The organism is Acinetobacter johnsonii ANC 3681 (assembly GCF_000368805.1).
Classification (GTDB): Bacteria; Pseudomonadota; Gammaproteobacteria; order Pseudomonadales; family Moraxellaceae; genus Acinetobacter; species Acinetobacter johnsonii.
Map to the genome: position 1 here is coordinate 113,280 of NZ_KB849705.1, position 21,859 is coordinate 135,138.

22 protein-coding genes are annotated in these 21,859 nt (G+C 42.4%); 15 read left to right on the plus strand and 7 right to left on the minus strand.

What is annotated here, in order from left to right:
• Window positions 1–18: 18 nt before the first annotated feature.
• From F946_RS04785 to F946_RS04795, 3 genes are all read right to left on the minus strand, one after another.
• Complete coding sequence (locus F946_RS04785; protein WP_004979703.1) at window positions 19–438, minus strand: cation efflux protein, CzcI-like; 420 nt, start codon at window positions 436–438, stop codon at window positions 19–21.
• Window positions 439–502: 64 nt separating this feature from the next.
• On the minus strand, window positions 503–1,411 hold the full coding sequence (locus F946_RS04790; RefSeq protein ID WP_004979705.1) for a cation diffusion facilitator family transporter: 909 nt from the start codon (window positions 1,409–1,411) through the stop codon (window positions 503–505).
• A 130-nt stretch (window positions 1,412–1,541) separates the two neighbouring features.
• On the minus strand, window positions 1,542–2,378 hold the full coding sequence (locus F946_RS04795) for an SDR family NAD(P)-dependent oxidoreductase (RefSeq protein WP_004979713.1): 837 nt from the start codon (window positions 2,376–2,378) through the stop codon (window positions 1,542–1,544).
• A 385-nt stretch (window positions 2,379–2,763) separates the two neighbouring features.
• Between F946_RS04795 and F946_RS17230 the strand changes: the two genes are divergently transcribed.
• Window positions 2,764–2,925 carry a hypothetical protein gene (locus tag F946_RS17230; RefSeq protein WP_004979714.1) on the plus strand — a complete coding sequence of 54 codons (162 nt, stop codon included), beginning with the start codon at window positions 2,764–2,766 and terminating at the stop codon, window positions 2,923–2,925.
• Window positions 2,926–3,133: 208 nt separating this feature from the next.
• On the opposite strand, the gene F946_RS04805 is transcribed toward F946_RS17230, so the two are convergent.
• The 4 genes from F946_RS04805 to F946_RS04820 form a co-directional block, all read right to left on the minus strand.
• Window positions 3,134–4,021, minus strand: coding sequence for a DMT family transporter (locus tag F946_RS04805; RefSeq protein WP_004979715.1), 888 nt, complete (start codon window positions 4,019–4,021; stop codon window positions 3,134–3,136).
• Window positions 4,022–4,298: 277 nt separating this feature from the next.
• Window positions 4,299–5,576 (minus strand): DcaP family trimeric outer membrane transporter, encoded by a 1,278-nt coding sequence (locus F946_RS04810; RefSeq protein WP_004979717.1) that lies wholly within the window; start codon window positions 5,574–5,576, stop codon window positions 4,299–4,301.
• A 252-nt stretch (window positions 5,577–5,828) separates the two neighbouring features.
• Window positions 5,829–7,184 carry an MFS transporter gene (locus F946_RS04815; RefSeq protein WP_004979720.1) on the minus strand — a complete coding sequence of 452 codons (1,356 nt, stop codon included), beginning with the start codon at window positions 7,182–7,184 and terminating at the stop codon, window positions 5,829–5,831.
• Window positions 7,185–7,464: 280 nt separating this feature from the next.
• Window positions 7,465–8,379: a LysR family transcriptional regulator gene (locus tag F946_RS04820; protein WP_004979722.1), complete on the minus strand. Its 915-nt coding sequence runs from the start codon at window positions 8,377–8,379 to the stop codon at window positions 7,465–7,467.
• A gap of 115 nt (window positions 8,380–8,494) precedes the next feature.
• On the opposite strand from F946_RS04820, the gene F946_RS04825 reads away from it, so the two are divergent.
• The 14 genes from F946_RS04825 to accB all read left to right on the plus strand — a co-directional run bounded on the left by F946_RS04825 (window position 8,495) and on the right by accB (window position 21,849).
• Window positions 8,495–9,604, plus strand: a complete 1,110-nt coding sequence (locus F946_RS04825) for a muconate/chloromuconate family cycloisomerase (RefSeq protein ID WP_004979723.1) — start codon at window positions 8,495–8,497, stop codon at window positions 9,602–9,604.
• A 29-nt stretch (window positions 9,605–9,633) separates the two neighbouring features.
• Entirely contained in the window at window positions 9,634–9,924 is a 291-nt protein-coding gene (gene catC, locus F946_RS04830) for a muconolactone Delta-isomerase (protein ID WP_004979726.1), read from the plus strand.
• Window positions 9,925–10,070: 146 nt separating this feature from the next.
• Complete coding sequence (gene catA / locus F946_RS04835; RefSeq protein ID WP_004979728.1) at window positions 10,071–10,991, plus strand: catechol 1,2-dioxygenase; 921 nt, start codon at window positions 10,071–10,073, stop codon at window positions 10,989–10,991.
• Window positions 10,992–11,069: 78 nt separating this feature from the next.
• A complete protein-coding gene (benA, locus tag F946_RS04840) occupies window positions 11,070–12,467 on the plus strand; it encodes a benzoate 1,2-dioxygenase large subunit (protein WP_004693190.1) in 1,398 nt (465 codons plus the stop codon).
• A complete protein-coding gene (gene benB / locus F946_RS04845; RefSeq protein ID WP_004979732.1) occupies window positions 12,464–12,973 on the plus strand; it encodes a benzoate 1,2-dioxygenase small subunit in 510 nt (169 codons plus the stop codon). Before benA ends, benB begins: the two co-directional genes overlap by 4 nt.
• A 90-nt stretch (window positions 12,974–13,063) precedes the next feature.
• Entirely contained in the window at window positions 13,064–14,080 is a 1,017-nt protein-coding gene (gene benC / locus F946_RS04850; protein ID WP_004979734.1) for a benzoate 1,2-dioxygenase electron transfer component BenC, read from the plus strand.
• 15 nt (window positions 14,081–14,095) lie between these two features.
• Window positions 14,096–14,881, plus strand: a complete 786-nt coding sequence (gene benD, locus F946_RS04855; protein ID WP_004979736.1) for a benzoate diol dehydrogenase BenD — start codon at window positions 14,096–14,098, stop codon at window positions 14,879–14,881.
• A gap of 53 nt (window positions 14,882–14,934) precedes the next feature.
• Window positions 14,935–16,167 carry a benzoate/H(+) symporter BenE gene (benE, locus tag F946_RS04860; protein ID WP_004979738.1) on the plus strand — a complete coding sequence of 411 codons (1,233 nt, stop codon included), beginning with the start codon at window positions 14,935–14,937 and terminating at the stop codon, window positions 16,165–16,167.
• Window positions 16,168–16,194: 27 nt separating this feature from the next.
• Window positions 16,195–16,875 carry a 3-oxoacid CoA-transferase subunit A gene (locus F946_RS04865; protein ID WP_004979740.1) on the plus strand — a complete coding sequence of 227 codons (681 nt, stop codon included), beginning with the start codon at window positions 16,195–16,197 and terminating at the stop codon, window positions 16,873–16,875.
• 13 nt (window positions 16,876–16,888) lie between these two features.
• Complete coding sequence (locus tag F946_RS04870; RefSeq protein WP_004979749.1) at window positions 16,889–17,539, plus strand: 3-oxoacid CoA-transferase subunit B; 651 nt, start codon at window positions 16,889–16,891, stop codon at window positions 17,537–17,539.
• Window positions 17,540–17,790: 251 nt separating this feature from the next.
• Entirely contained in the window at window positions 17,791–18,996 is a 1,206-nt protein-coding gene (gene pcaF / locus F946_RS04875) for a 3-oxoadipyl-CoA thiolase (RefSeq protein WP_004979750.1), read from the plus strand.
• A 99-nt stretch (window positions 18,997–19,095) separates the two neighbouring features.
• Complete coding sequence (gene pcaD, locus F946_RS04880) at window positions 19,096–19,872, plus strand: 3-oxoadipate enol-lactonase (protein WP_004979751.1); 777 nt, start codon at window positions 19,096–19,098, stop codon at window positions 19,870–19,872.
• A 1,085-nt stretch (window positions 19,873–20,957) separates the two neighbouring features.
• Window positions 20,958–21,413: a type II 3-dehydroquinate dehydratase gene (gene aroQ, locus F946_RS04885; RefSeq protein ID WP_004979752.1), complete on the plus strand. Its 456-nt coding sequence runs from the start codon at window positions 20,958–20,960 to the stop codon at window positions 21,411–21,413.
• Between the two features lie 16 nt (window positions 21,414–21,429).
• On the plus strand, window positions 21,430–21,849 hold the full coding sequence (gene accB / locus F946_RS04890) for an acetyl-CoA carboxylase biotin carboxyl carrier protein (protein WP_004979753.1): 420 nt from the start codon (window positions 21,430–21,432) through the stop codon (window positions 21,847–21,849).
• Window positions 21,850–21,859 lie beyond the last annotated feature (10 nt).

A 21,859-nucleotide genomic window follows, 5' to 3' on the forward strand; every position in this document is an offset into this window, starting at 1 on the left:
GGTGGGAAATGTTTTAGGCTACCCCACCATTAGCGGGGAAAGTTCAGGAGGAGGATGTTGCCCCAATAAATCAGGGGCTTGATAGGCATTGTGCCAAAAAAACTGCGGACGCTCACGAACTTCAACCGTGAGTGGCAGTTGATAGTTTTTTTCTTTCGGAATAATCAAATGAGCCATTGAGGGCAAATGATCTTGATGGTCTTCACCCAATTCAAACTGATCATTTGCCGTTTGAGTATGGTCATCAACACTGCTTTGCTGGTGTGGCTTATCATCAGACACACACAAGGTGGTTTGATGGTGGCCAAAATGAAAACTTTGTTGTGTCACGACTTGAGCTTTTTGTTCTTCATGGACGCAAAAAGCTGCCGCCACGTTCCAAAGACTTTGGAACATGAATAAAGCAACTAAGACGCTAATCCACGTGGTAGAACGCATAATGTCGTACTAAAATAAAGTGACGCTATTGTAAAGCCTAGACTAAGTCTAAGGTCAAGTCTTTTTAATGACTATGTTCGTGTGGGTGTGGATGGCATTCATCTTCTTCAATCTGTAAAGTCACTTGCGTAATCCCATGCTCATGCCCCAATAACTCCACGGCTTGGTGGTATAAAGCTCTTTGATCTACATCAGGGGCAATCAAATGCGCTGTTAAATGCACATTTTTAGAGGTAATGGCCCAAACTTTAAGCTGATGAATGCCTTGTACACCCTCTAAAGCCAGCAAGTCATTGCGTAAAGATTCGATATCAATTTCACTTGGCACTCCTTCGAGCAAAATATTGATACTTTGTTTCAGTAGCACCCAAGTTCGAGGTAGGACCCAAAAGCCGATCAACACCGCAATAACGGTATCTACCCACATCCAACCTGTGAAATAAATCACCAGTGCGCCAATGATCACGCCCACAGAACCCAAGGCATCACTCAGCACTTCAAGATAAGCCCCTTTCACATTTAAGCTGTCTTGACTGCTCGACACCAAAATCTTCATTGAAATCAGGTTAATGATTAGACCCAAAACAGCAACAACCAACATGCCCAAGCTTTGAATTTCAGGTGGCTGACTAAAACGCTGATAGGCTTCATATAAAATGTAAATGGCTACCACAAACAACATCATGGCATTAAACAAAGCTGCCAAAATTTCAAACCGTTGATAGCCAAAAGTACGTTTATCATCGGCAGGTTTTTGCCCAATTTTGATGGCTGCTAAAGCAATCGCTAAAGCAGCGGCATCGGTAAACATATGCGCTGCATCGGACAATAAAGCCAAACTTTGCGTGATAAATCCTGCAACCACTTCCACAATTAAGAAGGTAAACGTCAGAGCAAGTGCAATGGTTAATTTTTTTGCATTTTTTGCAGTCACTTCAACATGACTGTGATCATGGTTATGAGAACCACTCATGTAGGACTCCTTATCATTTTATTTAACGGAATGCTTCAGCATTGAAATCGAAGCTTTTTTTAATTTAAAAATTACTCGATTCAGCATACTCGGTTAAAACAATAAAATCATCTTTCATGTGAATACGTCTTTATTTTCGGCGTTTTTTACCTGTCAAAAAGTTCATGGCCTGTGTATAGCCTGTTGGTGTAATACGCTGTACCAGATCGATAATTTTGGCATCTGTTCCAATTAAGACACGGCGCTCATCTTTTTTCACAGCCTTTAAAATGGCCTGTGCTGCTACATCTGGCGGGGTTTTAAGCATTTTATTGAAAGAACGGCTGGCACGCTCTGGGTTCATACCCAGCGCACGAATACTGTCACTCATTCGAGCACTATTGGCAATATTAGTACGTATACCACCAGGATGAACACAAGTTGCACTAACGCCACAGTCTTGTAAATCTAACTCTTGACGTAGTGCCTCGGTAAAACCACGGACAGCAAATTTTGTCGCATTATAGGCACTCTGAGTGGGTTGAGCCGTGAGTCCAAATAAGCTTGAAATATTCACAATATGCCCAGAGCCACTTTGTTTTAAGTAGGGTAAAAAAGCTTTGGTTCCATACACCACTCCCCAAAAGTTGATGTTGAAAATCCACTCGGCATCTTCATAGCTTAAGCCTTCAACAGTACTCGCCAACGCGACCCCTGCATTATTAAAAACTAAATTGACCTGCCCAAAATCCTGCTCACACTGCTTTGCCCAATCCTCTACTGCCTTACGGTCTGAAACATCTAGTTTTGTAAGCGTGACTGAAACAGGATAATCTTTGATGTGGTTTAAGGTTTCCGCCAAACCTTGTTCATTTAGATCACTGAGTGCCAAATGTGTACCTTGTTTAGCCAGTTGAATCGCCAACTGCTGCCCAATGCCTGAACCTGCACCTGTGATCGCAGCCACTTTATTTTCAAAATTTTTCATAATGCTCTTTAAATATCGTTCTAAACTTAAACGCCATGCTGAAGGGTCAAGTACTTTGTTCTACGCAGACAAGGCCTATTTTAGTTAATGTACAAAAATTTCAGTCATGAATGAAATGATCATTTCTAATGATCCAGTATGTATAAAATTCATGAGTGGTATTTTAAATATAAGATCATTTTTAAGTTTCTTGTTATTTTTAAGTGATAGGACTCTGAAAACAAGTTACTGATATCTACATAGTGTGTCACACAGGCTTTAGACTATAACAGCCCTAAGCAATTCTGCTTCATCTGTTATATTTTTTTAATCTTGTTTTTGTATCTGTTTGATCAGCCTTTTGCTTTGCATAATGTACTCATCACCTCAGTTGAGTGCCCTAACCATGAAAGATCTAGACTCAAAAAAACCAGCAAAATATGCAGATAGTTCAATTTCAGATAAAGCTTTTAAAAATATGATTATCTGGTTTGCGATTTACTGTGGGCTTTTTTGTATAGGTGTGATTTTCTTTGTCGGTGCAGATCAAAACTACCTTCTTCAGTAAAAATCTGAAGCTTGTTGCTAATATCAACATCTAAATTTTGGCCACAGAATTAAATCTCACGAGAAAAACACACTTTGGAGATTAAACCTAGACATGGGTTTAGTCTCTATTTTTTTGAGTTGAAGACTAGTAAAACGGCAGTTACATTACATTTTGGATGGTTAATGTCATTACAAATGAATGACGTGGGCTGTGTAAAGATCAGACTTTAAGCCCAAATCACTAAAAATGCTGCAATCACTACCAATACAATACCGAGATGTTCAGCACGTGCCAGCTTTTCTTTAAAGAAGTAGGCTGAAATCAACATACTAAAAATAATCTCGACCTGCCCCAAGGTTTTTACAATGGGCACGGACTGCATACTCATGGCACTAAACCAACCCAGTGACGCCAAAAAACTACATAAGCTGACACGAAATGTAAGTCCAATACGCTGCCACATGGCCCATAATGTTGCACGGCGAAATATACCCAAATACATTAAAAGTAAAAAGCACTGTGTCCCAATCACCATTAAGAGCACCCAAGCAGCACGGTGAATAAATGGTAAATTTGTTAGCTCTAAACTTGCCTCACGTACCAAGAGCGAGGTAATGGCAAAACATAAACCACTACCGATACCTACACATAAGGTTTGTATGGAAAAATCAGAAAATTCCCGCCCTTTGGACATTAAAAAAACTGCGAAGCCTCCCACGACAACCCCAAACCAGCCTAAAAGGCTTAAATGATCAGATAAAAAGACCACAGCAATAATCGCAGCAAGTACTGCTTCACTTTTAGCAAGACCCACTCCAATTGCATAATTTTTTTGCTTAAAAAGCTGAACCATCAATGCTGTTGCTGCAATTTGGCTCAACGCCGCAATAAGCACATAGATAGCAAAACGGAGATTGAAATGGACGGAATCTGTCACAGGTTGGAAATGGTAAAGACAACTGATGTAAAGCAGTGCTAAAGGTAAAGCAAAGATGAACCGCGCTAGAGTCACTCCATAAACATCTACAGTAGTACTGAGTTGCTTTTGAAAAGCGTTGCGCCAAGCCTGCATGAAAGCGGCCATAAGCGTAAAAAGAATCCATGTTATTGTCATCAATTACTCTATATACAGTTACTTACCTCACCTAATGTAACCCGTTGATGGCAACACATGTGCTTTATTTTCATGACTTATTCTTATGTGACAAATAACTTAAGTTCTGATGGAACTTCGACTATTGCATTACATGTGCAACATTTTCTCAAAACTGAGTATCCAGTAAATTAAACAGCAAGACATAAAAAGCCGAAAGAGTTATCCTTCGACTTCTATGTGAAATTTCACTTCGTTCTATACATATCAAAGTGAAAACCGGTTATCACTTCAAGTATTAGAAGTTATAAATCGCAACCAAGTTCACACGGTTGTCTTCACCTTTTTTACTACCATTTGCCGCAGGTGCAAACGCTTCACGCTCACCGTAGACATACTCTACGCCAAGGCTAACAGGCTGAACTGGGCTATAGAATAAATTACCCCATGCTTGCCATAAGTTTTTATTGATTTTGGTATCATCAGCTACAGCATCAAGGTAGTCCTGATTTTTATCAAAAGTCATATAACCATAAGCCAAAGTGCCACGTAATTTGTCATTAAACTTCTGTGTTAAACCGACAGTAATTGAGTCAAATTCACTTTGTTCAATACTTGTGCCTGTTGCAACTACGCCAGGGTTTGTAAAGGAAACAAAGCTGCTATCACCTTTGACATGGTAGTAGTCCGCTTTCACAGAAGTCACAGGGGTGATGTCAAATTTGGCACCAACACCTACGCCATACGCCCACTCTTCTTGATTTTGAATGCGTTTTTCATGCGCCATTGCACGTCCACTAACTGAAAGTGCATCATTAAACTTATGATTTAGTCGTCCTGTAAATGCAGGCATACGTTGACTCATGCTGGCATCTTTCGGGTCTTCCACTGCCGCGACTAAGTTAGTATTTGGCGTGAATTTATGGGTATAACGCACTTGAGGTGTACGTTTAATTGAAGCACCCACATAAGCCAAAGCATCAATCGTTTCAGGGATATAGTCTGGAGTCGCAAAGTTTGACCACGTTTGACCAATTAGCCAGTTACCATAGTTTAAATACGCATGACGAATACGTAAATTATCAAGGTTTGTACCGCCTAAAAAGTCGACCTCAATTTTGGCATTTAAGTTCTGATCGGCGACTGGCGCTTTAAAGTCCAAACCTAATCGCGTTGCTGAAAGGGTTGATCTTAAACGATCGCTATTTTCAGCATTTCCTTCTAAAGGTACACTATTGATTTGGTTATAGGGCATATCACGAGCACCACCTTCAGCTTGATACGATGCGTCCATTCGAACATTACCGTATAAGTTGAACTCTGCCCCACCTTTGGTCAAACCTAAACCCGTTTTTTCAACCGTTTTTGGCGTCGTCAACACTTGACGTTCAACAGCGCTCAATTGAACAGCTTGCTGCTGTTGTTGCTGCGTATTCTGTTGAAGCATTTGTTTTAACGCATTAATTTCATTTCTAAGTTGCTCAATCTCTGCCGTTGTATTGGTTTGTGCATGTAATGCTGCACTACTTAACATGGATAAAGTGACAACTAAAACGTTCTTCTTAAATTGTTTCATTTAACACGGGTCCTGTGTATTTAAGTCTGTCCTGACTTTTACTCTTTAATATTTAGCTCTCTTTTTCATCGCTGTTTTCTAACGCAATGCATTTCTTTTAATACTTTAAAATGAAACTTTTTATCGCATTAAAAATCGCGTTAAAAAACAACTTATAAAAAGCAAATTGATTTTAACAGTTCATACAGTTTTTGAAATGAGCCTACTACTAATGCACTAGACTCATGGGTTCAGTATTATTTAATTGGCTGTCTATTTAACTGCATCAAACACTTGTTTTAATTTGGTTTTTTCACCATCTACAGACACTTTCAAGTTGACCATAAACACTGCCAAAGCCGCAATTACACCAGGTATCGCAATCACGAGAAAATTCATTTGATGTGGCAACTCAAAAGTTAACAATGCACCTGTTAATACAGGTCCAACAATTGCGCCAATGCGTCCAATGCCTGAAGCCCAGCCCATACCTGTAGAGCGCACAGCAGTTGGATAGAACTGTGCGACAAAGGTATACAGTAGAATTTGTGAACCAATAGTTGCTGCACCTGCAATTGCAATTAAACCGTACAGCACCATTTGTGGACTGTTGAAACCAAGTAGAATCAGCGCAATAGCACCCACGGTGAACATGGTTGTTAAAACAGGTTTTAAGTGGAAACGGTCTGCGAGCGCACCACCGCCAATCGCTCCCACCATACCGCCAATATTTAAAGCAAATAAGAAAATCATACTTGCACCAAGCGAATAACCTGCTTGAATCATTAGTTTTGGTAACCAGCTTCCAAGCGCATAGACCATGAGTAAGCACATAAAGAATGCCACCCAAAACATCATGGTGCTAAAGGTACGGCCTTGTTGGAACAATGCCTTTAATGGAGCGTCATCACCTGCAACAGGTTCATTGAGCTTAAATGTCGTTTCAGGCTGAATGGCTTGCTCCGGTGCAATTTTTTGCACAATTTCACGGACTTTTTCAGTTTCACCCTTTTTAGTCAGGAACATTAAAGACTCAGGTAAAAACTTCCAAAGAATCGGTAAAGCCAGAAATGGAATGATGGCGATATAGAACATGATTTTCCAACCATAGTCTGTTACCAACCATGCACCCAATAAAGCTGAGGTCATGCCACCAATAGCATAACCACTGAACATAACCGCAACGAGTGTGCTACGAATACGCTTCGGAGCATATTCAGTCATGAGTGCGACCACGTTTGGCATCACCCCGCCAATGCCAAGTCCCGCAAGAAAACGTAACATCCCAAACTCGATAGGATTGTTTGCAAATGCGCCTAGAAAGGTGAAGCCACTAAAAATAGCCACACAAATCATAATGGTCTTTTTACGGCCCAATTTGTCAGACAACGTCCCAAAGCTCATTGCACCGAACATCATGCCAAACAAAGCTGTACTCGCAAGTAAGCCTGCTTGTACTGCACTGAGTCCCCACTCTTGCATTAGAAGTGGCAACGCCACGCCATAGATGACTAAATCATAACCGTCAAAAATAATAATCAGTAGACACCAAATGAGTACACTCCAATGAAAGGGCGTAAATTTGGCTTCATCGACCACCGTGTTGATGTTAACTGGATTTGTATTCACTTTAAGCCTCCTGCTTGCGAATGTTTGTTGCTGTGCACATTGCAGCAAAAGTAGCTTTCTTGTCCAAAACCGAATAACTCTATATTTATACCTTTAAGGTCGGTTAAGGTTTTTATTGTTTTAAATAAATAGCTTATATAAGCCATAATTTCAGTGAGAGGCAGAAAATAAGCAAAACCAAGCGAAAATGACTATAAAAAAAGCCATCCCCAAGGATGGCTGAAATGGCTCGTTTTAAAATGTAGACGTTAAAAGTATCGTGAAATTTAAATCCCTAAGCTTAGATAAATGCGCGGTCATATTTGATCGCTTCAAGGTCATAGACCTGATAAATACAATCAAATAATGAACGAATGTCCTCGCTTTCATCCATGGAACGAATGGCTAGAAAAATGGGACTGGTCGCTGCATCATCCAAGATTGGAATATAGTTCAAATGTGGAAGTTGAATGGTTCGTGCACTTTCTGGAACCACACAAATTCCTTCTCCGGCTGCAACCAACCCTAGTGCCAACTGTATTTCACGAACTTCTTTTAAGTGTTTAGGTTCTAGTCCATATTCTGAAAACAGCCCTTGGACTTGAGTAGAAAAATTTGGCTTGGGGTGACTTGGATAAAGAAATAAGTTTTGATCAACCAAATCAGCTAAATACACGCCTTGTTTTTGCGCCGTCAAAGGATGACTAGAATGTGCCGCTAACATCAACGGTTCTTCACGCAGTAAAACCCGACGCACAGCAGGATCGGAAATGCGTAAGCGTCCAAAACCAACATCAATCCGCCCTTCTTTTAAGGCCTGAATTTGATCCTTGGTACTCATTTCGATCAATTCGATTTTTAAATGTGGCTGCTGTTGGCGAAATAAATACACAATTTTAGGCAATAAACCATATAACAATGAACCTACAAAGCCCATAGTCACCGTTTTTTCAACCAAGCCTACACGCTGTGTCATGGCTTTGACTTCTTCGGCATTAGACAAAAGTTTAACAGCGTGTTGATAGAAGAATTGTCCTGCTTCCGTGGTCTTGAGTGGACGGCTGCCACGTTCAAATAATTGCACCCCCAATTCAGCCTCTAGATTTTGTATCTGGCGGCTTAAAGGAGGCTGTGCAATGAATAGTTTTTCAGCAGCTTTGGTAAAACTCTGCTCTTCTACAACAGCTACGTAGTAGCGGAGGTGTCTCAATTCCATGACTATTTATACCTTTAAGATATATTAAAATGCTAATTTGATCTTCGACAGTTCATATTTATTCTTTTAAGGTATATCAAATCAGGTACACAACGCAAGGCTGCGCAGAGTTAAGATGTATAAATCTATAGAAACCTTACTCGTCGAAATCCCCACTATTCGCCCACACAAAATGGCGGTAGCGACTATGCAAACGCAAACGCTTGTCTTGGTGAAAATCAGCACTGAAGATGGCTTTGTCGGTTGGGGTGAAGCGACAACAATTGGCGGACTGGGCTACGGTGAAGAAAGTCCAGAAAGCATTAAGACCAATATTGAAACTTATTTTGCACCTTTATTGAAGTCCCTTAAAGCTCAAAACATCGCACAAACTATGTGTGCTTTGAAAAAGAATATTAATGGTAACCGTTTTGCCAAATGTGCAATTCAAACGGCTCTACTCGACATCCAAGCGCAACGTTTAGATTTACCCCTTTCTGAAGTATTGGGTGGCCGCTTACGTGACAGCTTACCTGTACTTTGGGTATTGGCATCTGGTGACACTGAAAAAGATATTGCTGAAGGCCGAAAAATGATTGAGGCGAAACGCCACAATATTTTCAAACTTAAAATCGGTTCACGCCGTGTAGAAGAAGATGTTGAACATGTTCTTGCGATTAAACAAGCGCTGGGTTCAGACATTTCTATCCGTGTCGATGTGAACCGTGCATGGTCTGAGCTAGATGCGATTAAGGGTATTCAACTCCTACAAAATGGTGGTGTTGACCTGATTGAACAACCCTGTGCAATCGACAACATTGATGCGATGCAGCGTTTAACACGACGTTTTGATCTTGCCATCATGGCGGATGAATCGCTCATGGGACCAAGCTCAGCTTACCGTTTAGCCAAAACCAATGCGGCCTCTGTTTTTGCAGTGAAAGTGGCTCAGTCTGGTGGACTAATTGAAGGTCATGAAGTCGCGAAGATTGCCAACTTAGCAGGCATAGATTTGTATGGCGGAACCATGCTTGAAGGTGCAGTCGGCACAATTGCTTCGGCACATTTGTTCTCGACCTTTGAAAATTTAGCTTATGGCACCGAGTTATTCGGTCCACTGCTGTTAACCCAAGATATTTTAAAAACCCCACTTCAATACACTGACTTCGCTTTGCACTTACCCCAAGGCAAAGGACTCGGTATTGAACTGGATGAAAACAAGATTGATCAGCTGCGCCGCGCTTAAGCGACGTCTTAACCGTTTAGGAGTTATACATGCTTTTTCACGTACGTATGGATGTAAACATTCCACTGGATATGCCTGCTGAAACTGCCAGTGAAATTAAAGCAGTCGAAAAAGCATATTCGCAAGAGCTACAAGCTCAAGGCAAATGGCGACATATTTGGCGCATTACAGGTCAGTACTCAAACATCAGCATTTTTGATGTAGACAACAATGAAGAGCTACACAATATTTTGCAAGGTTTACCCCTGTACCCGTATATGAATATTGAAGTGATGCCGTTAAACCGACATCCATCGTCTATTCGCGAAGATGATCGTTAATTAAATGGTCGAATAGAAACAGCTGAATCACTGACATCTAATCTACGATCCAGTGAAGGATATTAACAAGGAACGTGGCAGCTAAGCTTTTAAAGAAATCAATAAAGCTAGCCACCACACAGCAAACATACTTAAGGAGCAATAGTATGAATCGTCAACAGATTGATGCATTAGTCAAAACAATGAATGTGGATACAGCAACAGGTTCTGTAGACGCACGTACTCAACAAATTGTGGTTCGCCTATTGGGTGACTTATTCCAAGCGATTGAAGACTTAGATTTGAGCCAAACTGAAGTTTGGAAAGGTCTTGAATACTTTACGGATGCAGGCCAAGCCAACGAACTCGGTTTACTTGCGGCAGGGCTGGGTCTTGAGCACTATCTTGACTTACGTGCAGATGAAGCCGATGCCAAAGCAGGCATTACAGGCGGAACACCACGTACCATCGAAGGTCCTTTATACGTGGCTGGCGCACCTGAATCGGTTGGTTTTGCACGTATGGACGATGGTTCTGAAGAAGGCAAAATTCCGACTTTAATTATTGAAGGGACAGTGACTGACACTGATGGTCAGATTATTGAAGGTGCAAAAGTTGAAGTGTGGCATGCCAATAGCTTAGGCAACTACTCTTTCTTCGATAAGTCACAATCAGACTTCAATCTACGTCGTTCAATCATGAGTGACCAAGATGGTAAATACGTTGCTCTCACCACGATGCCTGTCGGTTATGGTTGCCCACCAGAAGGGACAACTCAATTTGTATTGAACAAGCTAGGTCGTCATGGCAACCGCCCTTCACATGTACATTACTTCGTCTCTGCACCAGGCTACCGTAAGTTAACTACGCAATTTAACATTGAGGGTGACCAATACCTGTGGGATGACTTTGCATTTGCAACACGTGAAGGCTTGGTGGCTACCGCTGTCGATATTACCGACGAAGCTGAAATTGCACGCCGCGGTTTAACAGGTCCATTCAAACACATTCAATTCAATGTTGAACTGGTGAAAGATCAAGCGGCTGCACCATCAACTGAAGTTGAACGTCGTCGCGCTAGCGCTTAATTACCCTTGGAACCGAAATAGCCACTGCAAAGTCGCATTTCGGGGACTTCCTCACTTTTGGAAAGTCGGAGAACGGACATGCCACGTATCCCAGTTATTAATACTAGCCATCTCGATCGTATCGATGAATTACTTGTCGACAACTTTGAAACAGGCGAATTCAAACTTCATCGTTCAGTGTTTACTGATCAAGCCCTTTTTGACCTAGAAATGAAGTATATCTTCGAGGGTAACTGGGTTTACTTGGCACATGAAAGCCAAATTCCAAATAACAATGACTATTACACGACGTATATTGGCCGTCAGCCTATTCTGATTGCACGTAACCGTAATGGTGAACTCAATGCCATGATCAATGCCTGTTCACACCGTGGTGCACAGCTTTGTCGTAATAAACGTGGCAATAAAGCAACCTATACATGCCCTTTCCACGGTTGGACATTTAACAACTCTGGCAAACTTTTAAAAGTTAAAGATCCAGCAGACGCAGGTTATTCAGATTGTTTTAACCACGAAGGTTCACATGATCTGAAAAAAGTCGCACGTTTCGGCAACTACAAAGGTTTCTTGTTTGGTAGCTTAAATCCGGATGTTCCCTCTTTAGAAGAATACTTAGGCGAAACTAGCAAAATCATTGACATGATTGTGGATCAGTCTGAGCAAGGTCTTGAAGTTTTACGTGGCGCATCTACCTACACCTATGAAGGCAACTGGAAACTAACTGCAGAAAATGGCGCAGATGGTTATCACGTTTCTGCGGTGCACTGGAACTATGCAGCGACCACTCAACAACGAAAAGAAAAACAAGCGGGTGACAACATCCGTGCCATGAGCGCAGGCGCTTGGGGTAAACAAGGGGGTGGTTCATACGGTTTTGACAATGGTCACATGCTGCTTTGGACACAATGGGCAAATCCAGAAGACCGTCCAAACTTCCCGAAAGCCGACGAATACTCTGAAAAATTTGGCGAAGCAATGTCGAAGTGGATGATTGAGCGCTCACGTAACCTTTGTCTTTATCCAAACGTATATTTGATGGATCAGTTCGGTTCGCAAATTCGTGTACTGCGCCCAATTTCAGTCAATAAAACCGAAGTGACTATTTACTGTATTGCGCCAGTAGGTGAAAACGCGGAAGCACGTACACGCCGTATTCGCCAGTACGAAGACTTCTTCAATGCCTCAGGCATGGCAACACCAGATGATTTAGAAGAATTCCGTGCATGCCAAGCGGGCTACGCAGGCATTGAACTGGAATGGAATGATATGTGCCGCGGTTCAAAACATTGGATTCATGGCCCAGATGATGCTGCCAATGAAATTGGTCTAAAACCAAAGCTTTCAGGTGTCAAAACTGAAGATGAAGGCCTCTACCTTGCTCAACACCAACACTGGTTAGACATGATGAAAATTGCAATTGCCAACGAAAAAGCACTGGCTGTTGAAACTGCAAATGAACAAGGAGAAGTTGCATGAATGCTCCTACAACACTGAATACCGTTAGCATCGAACAAATCAGTCAGTTTCTATATCAAGAAGCGCGCTTTTTAGATGATGAACAATGGGATGATTGGCTCGCATGTTATGCCCCATCTGCATCCTTTTGGATGCCTGCATGGGATGACGACGATACCCTGACTACGGATCCGCAGTCTGAAATTTCACTGATTTACTACCCAGACCGCCAAGGTCTAGAAGACCGTGTGTTCCGCATTAAAACTGAACGCTCTTCTGCGACCATGCCAGACACACGTACTTGTCACAATGTGAACAATATCGAAGTGATTGAGCGTGATGGCGATAAAGTCACCGTCCGTTTTAACTGGAATACGCTGAGCTTCCGCTACAAAACCAGTTATAGCTACTTTGGTATGTCGCGTTATGAAATCGATTTTTCAGGTGAAAAACCACAAATTTTAAGTAAATACGTGGTACTGAAAAACGATTATATCAACCAAGTGATTGATGTTTATCACCTCTAAGTTTTAGTCATACATCCTTAGTATGCTTTCAGCCAAATGGAGTTTTGGCTGAGAGTTCCAAGTTTCAACGTTTTTAAAGGATATTCAGCCATGTCAAACCACAATGTTGCACTTCAATTTGAAGATGGCGTAACGCGTTTTATTACCGTGACTCAAGGTGAGTCTTTATCAGATGCCGCTTACCGCCAAAAAATTAACATTCCGCTAGACTGCCGTGATGGTGCATGTGGGACTTGCCGCGCTTTTTGCGAATCTGGTAGTTATGACATGCCTGAAGAGACGTATATTGAAGATGCGTTAACACCGGAAGAAGCGGAACAAGGCTATATTTTGGCTTGCCAATGCCGTCCAAGCTCGGATGCCGTATTCCAAATTCAAGCTTCATCTGAAGTCTGCAAAACCGAAATTCACCAGTACCAAGGCACTTTAGTCGCTGTTGAAAACTTATCAGAATCGACCATTACTTTTGATATTCAGCTTGATGAAGGTCAACCTGACATTCACTTCCTTGCTGGTCAATATGTCAACGTCGGCATCCCAGAGACAGCAGAAACTCGTTCCTATTCATTTAGCTCGAAACCTGGCAACCGTTTAACTGGCTTTGTGGTCCGTAATGTGCCGAATGGTAAAATGAGTAGTTTTTTAAGCAGTGCTGCCAAAGCGGGCGACAAAATGACTTTTACTGGTCCCTTTGGTAGCTTCTACCTGCGTAGTGTGGTTCGTCCTGTTGTCATGCTTGCAGGCGGTACAGGTATTGCCCCTTTTATGTCTATGCTACAGATTTTAGAAGAAAAAGGCGCTGAACACCCTGTTCGTTTGGTGTTTGGTGTCACCAATGACTTCGACTTGGTTGCTTTAGAACAGCTAAATGCCCTCCAAGCCAAACTTCCATGGTTTGAATACCGTACTGTGGTTGCAAGTCCAGACTCTGCGCATGAGCGTAAAGGTTATGTGACTGGGCACATTGACAATGAATGGCTCAATGGCGGTGATGTTGATGTCTACCTCTGTGGTCCTGTCCCTATGGTTGATGCTGTTCGTGGTTGGTTAGATAGCGAAGGCGTAAAACCTGCAAACTTCCTGTTTGAAAAATTCTCTGCAAACTGATTGGGGCCACTTATCATGTCTGATCGTCAAAGATTTTTAAACAAAGTAGTGATTGTGACTGGTGCCGCTCAAGGCATTGGTCGCGGTGTTGCACTCCAAGTGGCGGATGAAGGTGCGCAAGTTGTTTTAGCCGACTTATCTGACTATGTCGATGAAACATTAGCAGAAATTGAAGCAAAACAAGGTGATGCAATAATAGTCAAAGCTAATCTTGAAACCTTCGCAGGTGCACAAAGTGTTGTTGAAAAAGCGCTTGAGGTCTATGGTCGTGTCGATGTACTCATCAACAACGTCGGCGGTGCAATTTGGATGAAACCCTTTGAAGAGTTTTCTGAAGAAGAAATCATCAAAGAAGTAAATCGTTCATTATTTCCAACGCTGTGGTGTTGTCGTGCTGTTTTACCTGAAATGATTAAAAATCAGAAAGGTACGATTGTAAATGTGTCTTCTATAGCTACTCGTGGCATTAACCGTGTGCCTTATTCGGCTTCCAAAGGTGGGGTCAACGCCCTTACTGCATCGCTGGCTTTTGAACATGCTAAAGATGGGATCCGAGTGAATGCAGTCGCTACAGGTGGAACCGAAGCGCCACCACGCAAAGTACCGCGTAATACAAATCCACTGTCTGAAAATGAAAAGTCGTGGATGCAACAAGTGGTCGATCAAACTATTGATCGTAGTTTTATGAACCGTTATGGCACGATTCAAGAACAAGTGAATGCGATTGTATTCCTTGCTTCAGATGATTCGTCATATATGACAGGTACAGTTGTTCCTGTCGGCGGTGGCGATCAAGGCTAATTGATCGCCACAAAACTTTATATACAGGATCATGTCTGCATGGAGGCAAATGAATGGCTACCCTGTTTAAAACTTTGAAAGAAGATTGGTCTATTTCAGCCACTGTCGCAGGATTTTTGGCGGTGCTGATATCCTATTCAGGACCACTCATTATCTTCTTTCAGGCTGCGCAACAAGCTCAGGTTTCCCCGACCATGATGATTTCATGGATTTGGGGTATTTCTATTGGGGCAGCCGTGGCAGGGATCTTTCTTTCCATTAAGTTCAAAGTCCCTGTAATTACCGCATGGTCTGCACCGGGTACCGCTTTATTGGTCACCCTGTTCCCGAATATTAGCCTGAATGAAGCTGTAGCCGCTTACATCACCTCTGCTGTGGTAATTTTTCTTATTGGTATTAGTGGTTACTTCGATAAATTATTGAAATGGATTCCGCAGTCGGTAGCCGCGGGGATGATGGCAGGAATATTATTTCAGTTTGGTTTAGGTCTGTTTAGTGCAACTAACAGTATGCCGATTATTGTGTTTAGCATGCTGTTTGTCTTTTTAGTCGCAAAACGAATTTCACCACGTTATAGCATGCTTTGGGTACTGCTTTCAGGTGTGGCCTTGAGCTTTGGGCTTGGTGAAATGAATGCGGTGAGCTTAGATGTCCAACTTGCTATTCCCCAGTTCATCAGCCCTGCATGGACTTGGCACTCCACCTTAAACCTTGCCCTGCCTCTGATTTTAGTCAGTCTGACAGGACAGTTTTTACCGGGTATGGCCATCATGAAACTGAGCGGTTATGACATGCCTGCCAAGCCAATTATCACCACCACCAGTATTGCGTCTTTAGCTGTTGCATGTGTCGGCGGTATCACCATAGTTTTAGCGTCGATTACGGCTGCACTGTGTATGGGCAAAGATGCGCATGAGTTAAAAGAAAAGCGTTATATCGCAGGCGTTGCCAACGGTATTTTTTATATTTTAGGTGGTTTGTTTGCAGGCAGTATCGTTCTGCTCTTCAGCTTGCTGCCAAAAGAGCTTGTTGCCGCTTTGGCTGGCTTGGCCTTATTGGGTGCTATTTCAACCAATATCGCTGTAGCAATGAAAGATGAATCTCAACGAGATTCTGCCCTCATTACTTTTTTAGCTACAGCTTCAGGTATGCACTTTTTGGGTCTAAGTTCCGTTTTTTGGGGCATCATCATTGGTTTAACTGCGTATCTGATTTTAACCAAACGTAGCCCTGACGTTTCAGCTTTAGCTTCAACTCCAAGCTCCAATCCAAGTTCCAAAAGTTAATAGGTACGCTGTACCTAGGACAATATTATGATTGATAAAAGTTCAGCTTCTTTAACAGAAGCACTTTCGCAAATAAAGGATGGCTCAACCATCATGATCGGTGGTTTTGGTACAGCAGGACAACCTGCTGAACTGATTGATGGCTTAATTCAACTTGGCATCAAAGACCTGGCCATCGTCAGTAACAATGCAGGCAATGGTGACTATGGTTTAGCCAAGTTACTCAAAGCAGGTGCCGTGAAAAAAGTCATCTGTTCGTTCCCACGTCAGTCCGACTCTTGGGTCTTCGATGAACTCTATCGTGCAGGAAAAATCGAATTGGAACTGGTGCCGCAAGGCAATTTGGCCTGTCGTATTCAAGCCGCAGGTATGGGACTCGGTGCAGTCTTCACCCCAACAGGCTACGGTACCTTATTGGCCGAAGGCAAAGAAACCCGTCACATCGACGGTAAAGATTATGTACTGGAATATCCAATCAAAGCTGACTTTGCTCTGATTAAAGCGCAGCAAGGCGACCGTTGGGGCAATTTGGTCTACCGTAAATCGGCACGTAACTTCGGCCCGATCATGGCCATGGCTGCGGGTGTAACCATTGCGCAAGTCTCTGAAGTGGTTGAACTGGGTGAGTTAGACCCTGAGCACATCATCACCGCAGGTATTTTTGTTCAACACGTGGTGCAGGTTCAACCTGAACCAGTTGCTGTGTAATCGGGAGAACATCATGAGCTATCAAAAACTCAGCCGTAACCAAATTGCAGAACGTGTGGCACAAGATATTCCAGATGGTGCGTATGTCAATCTTGGGATTGGCTTACCGACCAAGATTGCCAGCTACCTGCCTTCAGACAAAGACGTTTTCTTACATTCTGAAAATGGCTTATTGGCTTTTGGTCCACCACCTGAAAAAGGTCAGGAAGATCCTGAGTTGATCAATGCGGGTAAAGAATATGTGACTATGCTCGAAGGCGGTGCCTTTTTCCATCATGGAGACTCTTTTGCCATGATGCGTGGTGGTCACTTAGATATTGCAGTCTTGGGTGCCTTTCAAGTGGCAGCTAATGGTGACTTGGCCAATTGGCACACGGGTGCCCCTGATGCAATTCCTGCGGTCGGCGGTGCAATGGACTTAGCTGTCGGTGCCAAGAAAGTCTTTATCACCACCGACCATGTGACCAAACAAGGTGAACCAAAGATCGTAGCTGAATTGAGCTATCCCGCAACAGGTTTGAAGTGTGTCGATCGTATTTATACCGACCTGTGTGTGATTGATGTCACCGCAGACGGTTTAAAAGTGATTGAAAAAGTCGACGGTCTAAGCTTTGTAGAATTGCAGGCCATGACGGGTGCAACTTTAGTGGATGCGACACAGTAAATTTCAGAAAAATTTGCTAGAGCTTATAGTCATCAACAACCTGTCGAGCGCTTTAAAAATATTGTTTTTGCAACAGCAGTGGAAAATTGCTGTGAGTGAACAGGTTTTGTTGATGACAAAGTTTTTGGTCACTTTTTTAAAAAAGGGACGAGAATGAGTTACTGCTATTTGACTGAACACGATAAGACTCCGTCGTGAATAGATACAGTTGATCTATCAGCAGAGTCCCGTTTTAAAGGACAAGATTAAACATGAAAGACGCATATATTATCGATGCCATTCGTACTCCATTCGGACGTTATGCAGGTGGACTCGCTCCGATCCGTGCCGATGACTTGGGTGCAGTGCCAATTCAAGCCTTAATGCAACGTAATCCAAGTGTAGATTGGACCCAAGTCGATGACGTGATTTATGGTTGTGCCAACCAAGCGGGTGAAGATAACCGTAATGTGGGGCGTATGTCAGCACTCCTTGCAGGCTTACCCGTTGAAGTTCCTGCCACGACAGTGAATCGCTTATGTGGCTCATCACTCGATGCGATTGCCATGGCAGCGCGTGCGATTAAAGCAGGTGAAGCCGATCTGATCATTGCAGGTGGCGTCGAAAGTATGTCTCGTGCACCTTTTGTCATGGGCAAATCAGAAACCCCGTATGGCCGTAGTCAGAAGATTGAAGATACCACTATGGGCTGGCGTTTTATCAATCCTAAGCTCAAAGCGATGTATGGTGTAGACACCATGCCGCAAACCGCGGAGAACGTGGCACAACAATTTAATATTGATCGCGCAGATCAAGACCAGTTTGCCTTGGCGAGTCAACAGCGCACCGCAACCGCGCAAGCTCAAGGCTTTTTTACGCATGAAATCATCCCTGTGAATATTCCACAGCGTAAGGGTGATCCGATTGTGGTCGACACGGATGAACATCCACGTGCATCGACCACCTTGGAAGCTTTGGCAAAACTGAAGCCAGTCGTGACAGCAGAAGGCACCGTCACTGCAGGAAACGCATCAGGCATCAATGACGGTGCGGCTGCTGTACTGATCGCTTCAGAAGCAGTGATTGAGCAGTACCAACTTAAACCCCGTGCCAAGATTATTGCATCTACAGCTGTGGGGGTTGAACCTCGCATTATGGGCTTTGCACCTGCACCTGCCATCAAAAAGTTACTGAAACAAGCCAATCTGACATTAGAGCAGATGGATGTGATTGAGCTGAATGAAGCTTTTGCTGCACAAGCACTGGCCGTTACCCGTGACCTAGGTCTGGCAGATGACACCACACAAGTGAATCCAAACGGTGGTGCAATTGCGATTGGTCATCCACTGGGTGCATCGGGTGCACGTTTAGTCACCACGGCTTTAAACCAGTTAGAACAAACGGGTGGAACCTATGCCTTATGTTCAATGTGTATTGGGGTCGGCCAAGGCATTGCAATGATTATTCAGCGGGTTTAACCCTTCTTATGATCTGACGTGGTGTTTCTGCTCATAACACTTTTTGTTGATAACAACAGTGGAAACACTCAAAATTTTTAATGAATTAAGGAAAAGCATATGCCAAGGTTTACTTCAAACAATGCCGAAATTCACTATCAGACCTTTGGTGACCCCAAAAATCCCGCGATCGTTTTTTCAAACTCGCTAGGCACAAACTTCAACATGTGGAAACCACAAATTACTTTTTTCCAGAAAAACTATTTTGTGATTTGCTATGACACTCGCGGGCATGGTCAGTCTTCCGCACCTCAAGGGCCTTATGATATTGAACAACTTGGTCTAGACCTGATCCATTTACTGGATCATTTAAACATTGAGAAAGCCATTTTTTGCGGTATCTCAATGGGCGGACTTACAGGTCAGTGGTTAATCATTCATAAACCTGAACGTTTTCACCGTGCCATTGTATGTAATACCTCTGCCAAAATTGGCACTGAACAAGCATGGAATGATCGCGCATCATTAGTACGCACCCAAGGTTTAGAACCCATTGCATCGACGGCTGCAAACCGTTGGTTTACCGAACCCTTTATCCAAAGCAACGCAGCAACTGTAGCAGCGCTTTCAAACGACTTAGGTGCTGGCAGCCCAGAAGGTTATGCGAGTTGTTGTGAAGCTTTGGCTAAAGCGGATTTACGTGAAAAACTCGAAAGTATTTACGTGCCTTTACTTGTTATTGCAGGGCGTAAAGACCCCGTAACAACAGTCTCAGATGCACAGTACATGGTGAATCACATCCGAAGTAGTGCCCTATTTGAAATCGATGCCTCTCATATTTCAAATATCGAACAGCCCAAAGCCTTCAATCAGGCCATCTTAGACTTTATTGCTTAATGATCTAGATCTGAACGCAAAACAGCCCAACATGGGCTGTTTTTTTATCTATTTAAATAAAGAGGTAAGAATGCGTAAAACTCAGCATTAAAAAGATGATGGCTTTAGCTCATTCTGTTTTTCATCTTAAAATCATTAAAACTCAAAAATTGTATATAAAACAAACTAAAATTATTATGATTTCAAAATCATATCTTCGGAATTTCACTTATTGCCAATCCTAAACTCACTAGATCCCATCATGTAAAGCCGAATCTACCCAGTTAAAATGAGCAAAATAGCCAATCGTTTTGTTTTATAAAATCTTCTCGCTCAGCAAATGCCCATACGCAATAGGAGGATATTTTTCCAATACAATCTGCTACTCAGCAATTTTTCTACAGTCTTTTGCTTATTTAACGGAAAATTTATCAGCAAGGAGGATGCTGAAAAGCCCCTTAGAAACCTGAGTTTTCCTCTTACTGTTTCAAGTTTTTCAGTTTTTTGCTAAAAGTTAATGACGTCAGCTAAATAGATGTTAACAACAGACAAAAGCGTCCATCTACACTTTAATGTAACAAGTTAATGTTTTAATTGATGAAAGTGATATTTTCCAGTTCAATGTTGATCCAATAAAGCTTAGCAACTGAATTGATCATGGTCGTCAAGCCAGCCAAAATAGCTAGAATAAATTGATCAGATCATCTACAGATACAAACCATATCAGACTTCAGTTTTATTTTGATATACAGTTTAGCCATATAAGAATTGATCTAGATCTGATGCAGAGTGAGCTACCGACTAAGAAGTCTGAGCTGCCCTCTTTTCAAGACTTGAGTTGTACCTGTGGCACAAAACGAAAACAAATCTGCTGCTTTTGGTCAATTTGGCTTACAATGTAAAAAAGAGTAATAATCCGAAAATTTGTAATCTTTTAACATTGCCAATTCCTTGCAAAATTTACATTATATTGCCGAAGTTTGGCACTAAGCATCTACGTCAATTCAAACAAACTATAAAAAAAATGTAGAACTTTATGCCATAATACGCAAACTTTGCAGCCATCTTGCAAAGATTTATTGCAATTTATAAATGGAGCAAGCTAAATGAGTTCGACCATTTTGGTTATTCATGGACCGAATCTAAATTTGCTAGGAAAGCGCGAACCAGAAGTATATGGTTCTCTAACGCTGAACGACATCAATCAGCAACTCATTGCACAAGCTGAAAATGCTTCAATTTCTCTCGACACTTTTCAAAGTAATTGGGAAGGTGCCATTGTCGACCGTATTCATCAAGCTCAAGCGGATGGCGTCCAATTTATTATTATTAATCCAGCTGCACTCACGCATACCTCTGTTGCTCTACGTGATGCCCTGCTTGGTGTAGCCATCCCATTTATTGAAGTTCATTTATCGAATGTTCATGCGCGCGAAGCGTTTAGACATCATTCATATTTATCAGATAAAGCCGTTGGCGTTATTTGTGGCTTAGGTGCTCAAGGTTATAGCGCTGCGCTCAATTACGCTCTCACTAAAATTCAACCCTCTATGCAATCATAATTAGGAATACTGTCACATGGATATTCGTAAAATCAAGAAACTCATCGACCTGATGATTGAATCTGACTTACAAGCGATTGAAGTTAAAGAAGGCGATCAATCGATTGCGCTGACTCGTCGTAGTCCAGTTGTTGCAGCTGGTGCTCCTGTTGCTATGGCGGCTCCTGTTGCTCAAGCTCCAGCGGCTAAAACACCACGTGGTGCTGTAGAAACATCTCCAATGGTTGGTGTGTTTTACGCGGCTCCAAGCCCAGGTGAAGCGCCATTTGTTAAAGTCGGTCAAACCATCACTGCTGGTGAAACACTTGGTATTATCGAAGCAATGAAAATCATGAACCCGATTGAAGCAACGCAAAGCGGCGTGGTTGAAGAAATTTTAGTGAAAAACGGCGAAGTGATCCAATTCGGTCAACCATTATTCCGCTACCGCGCGTAATAGACGGGGA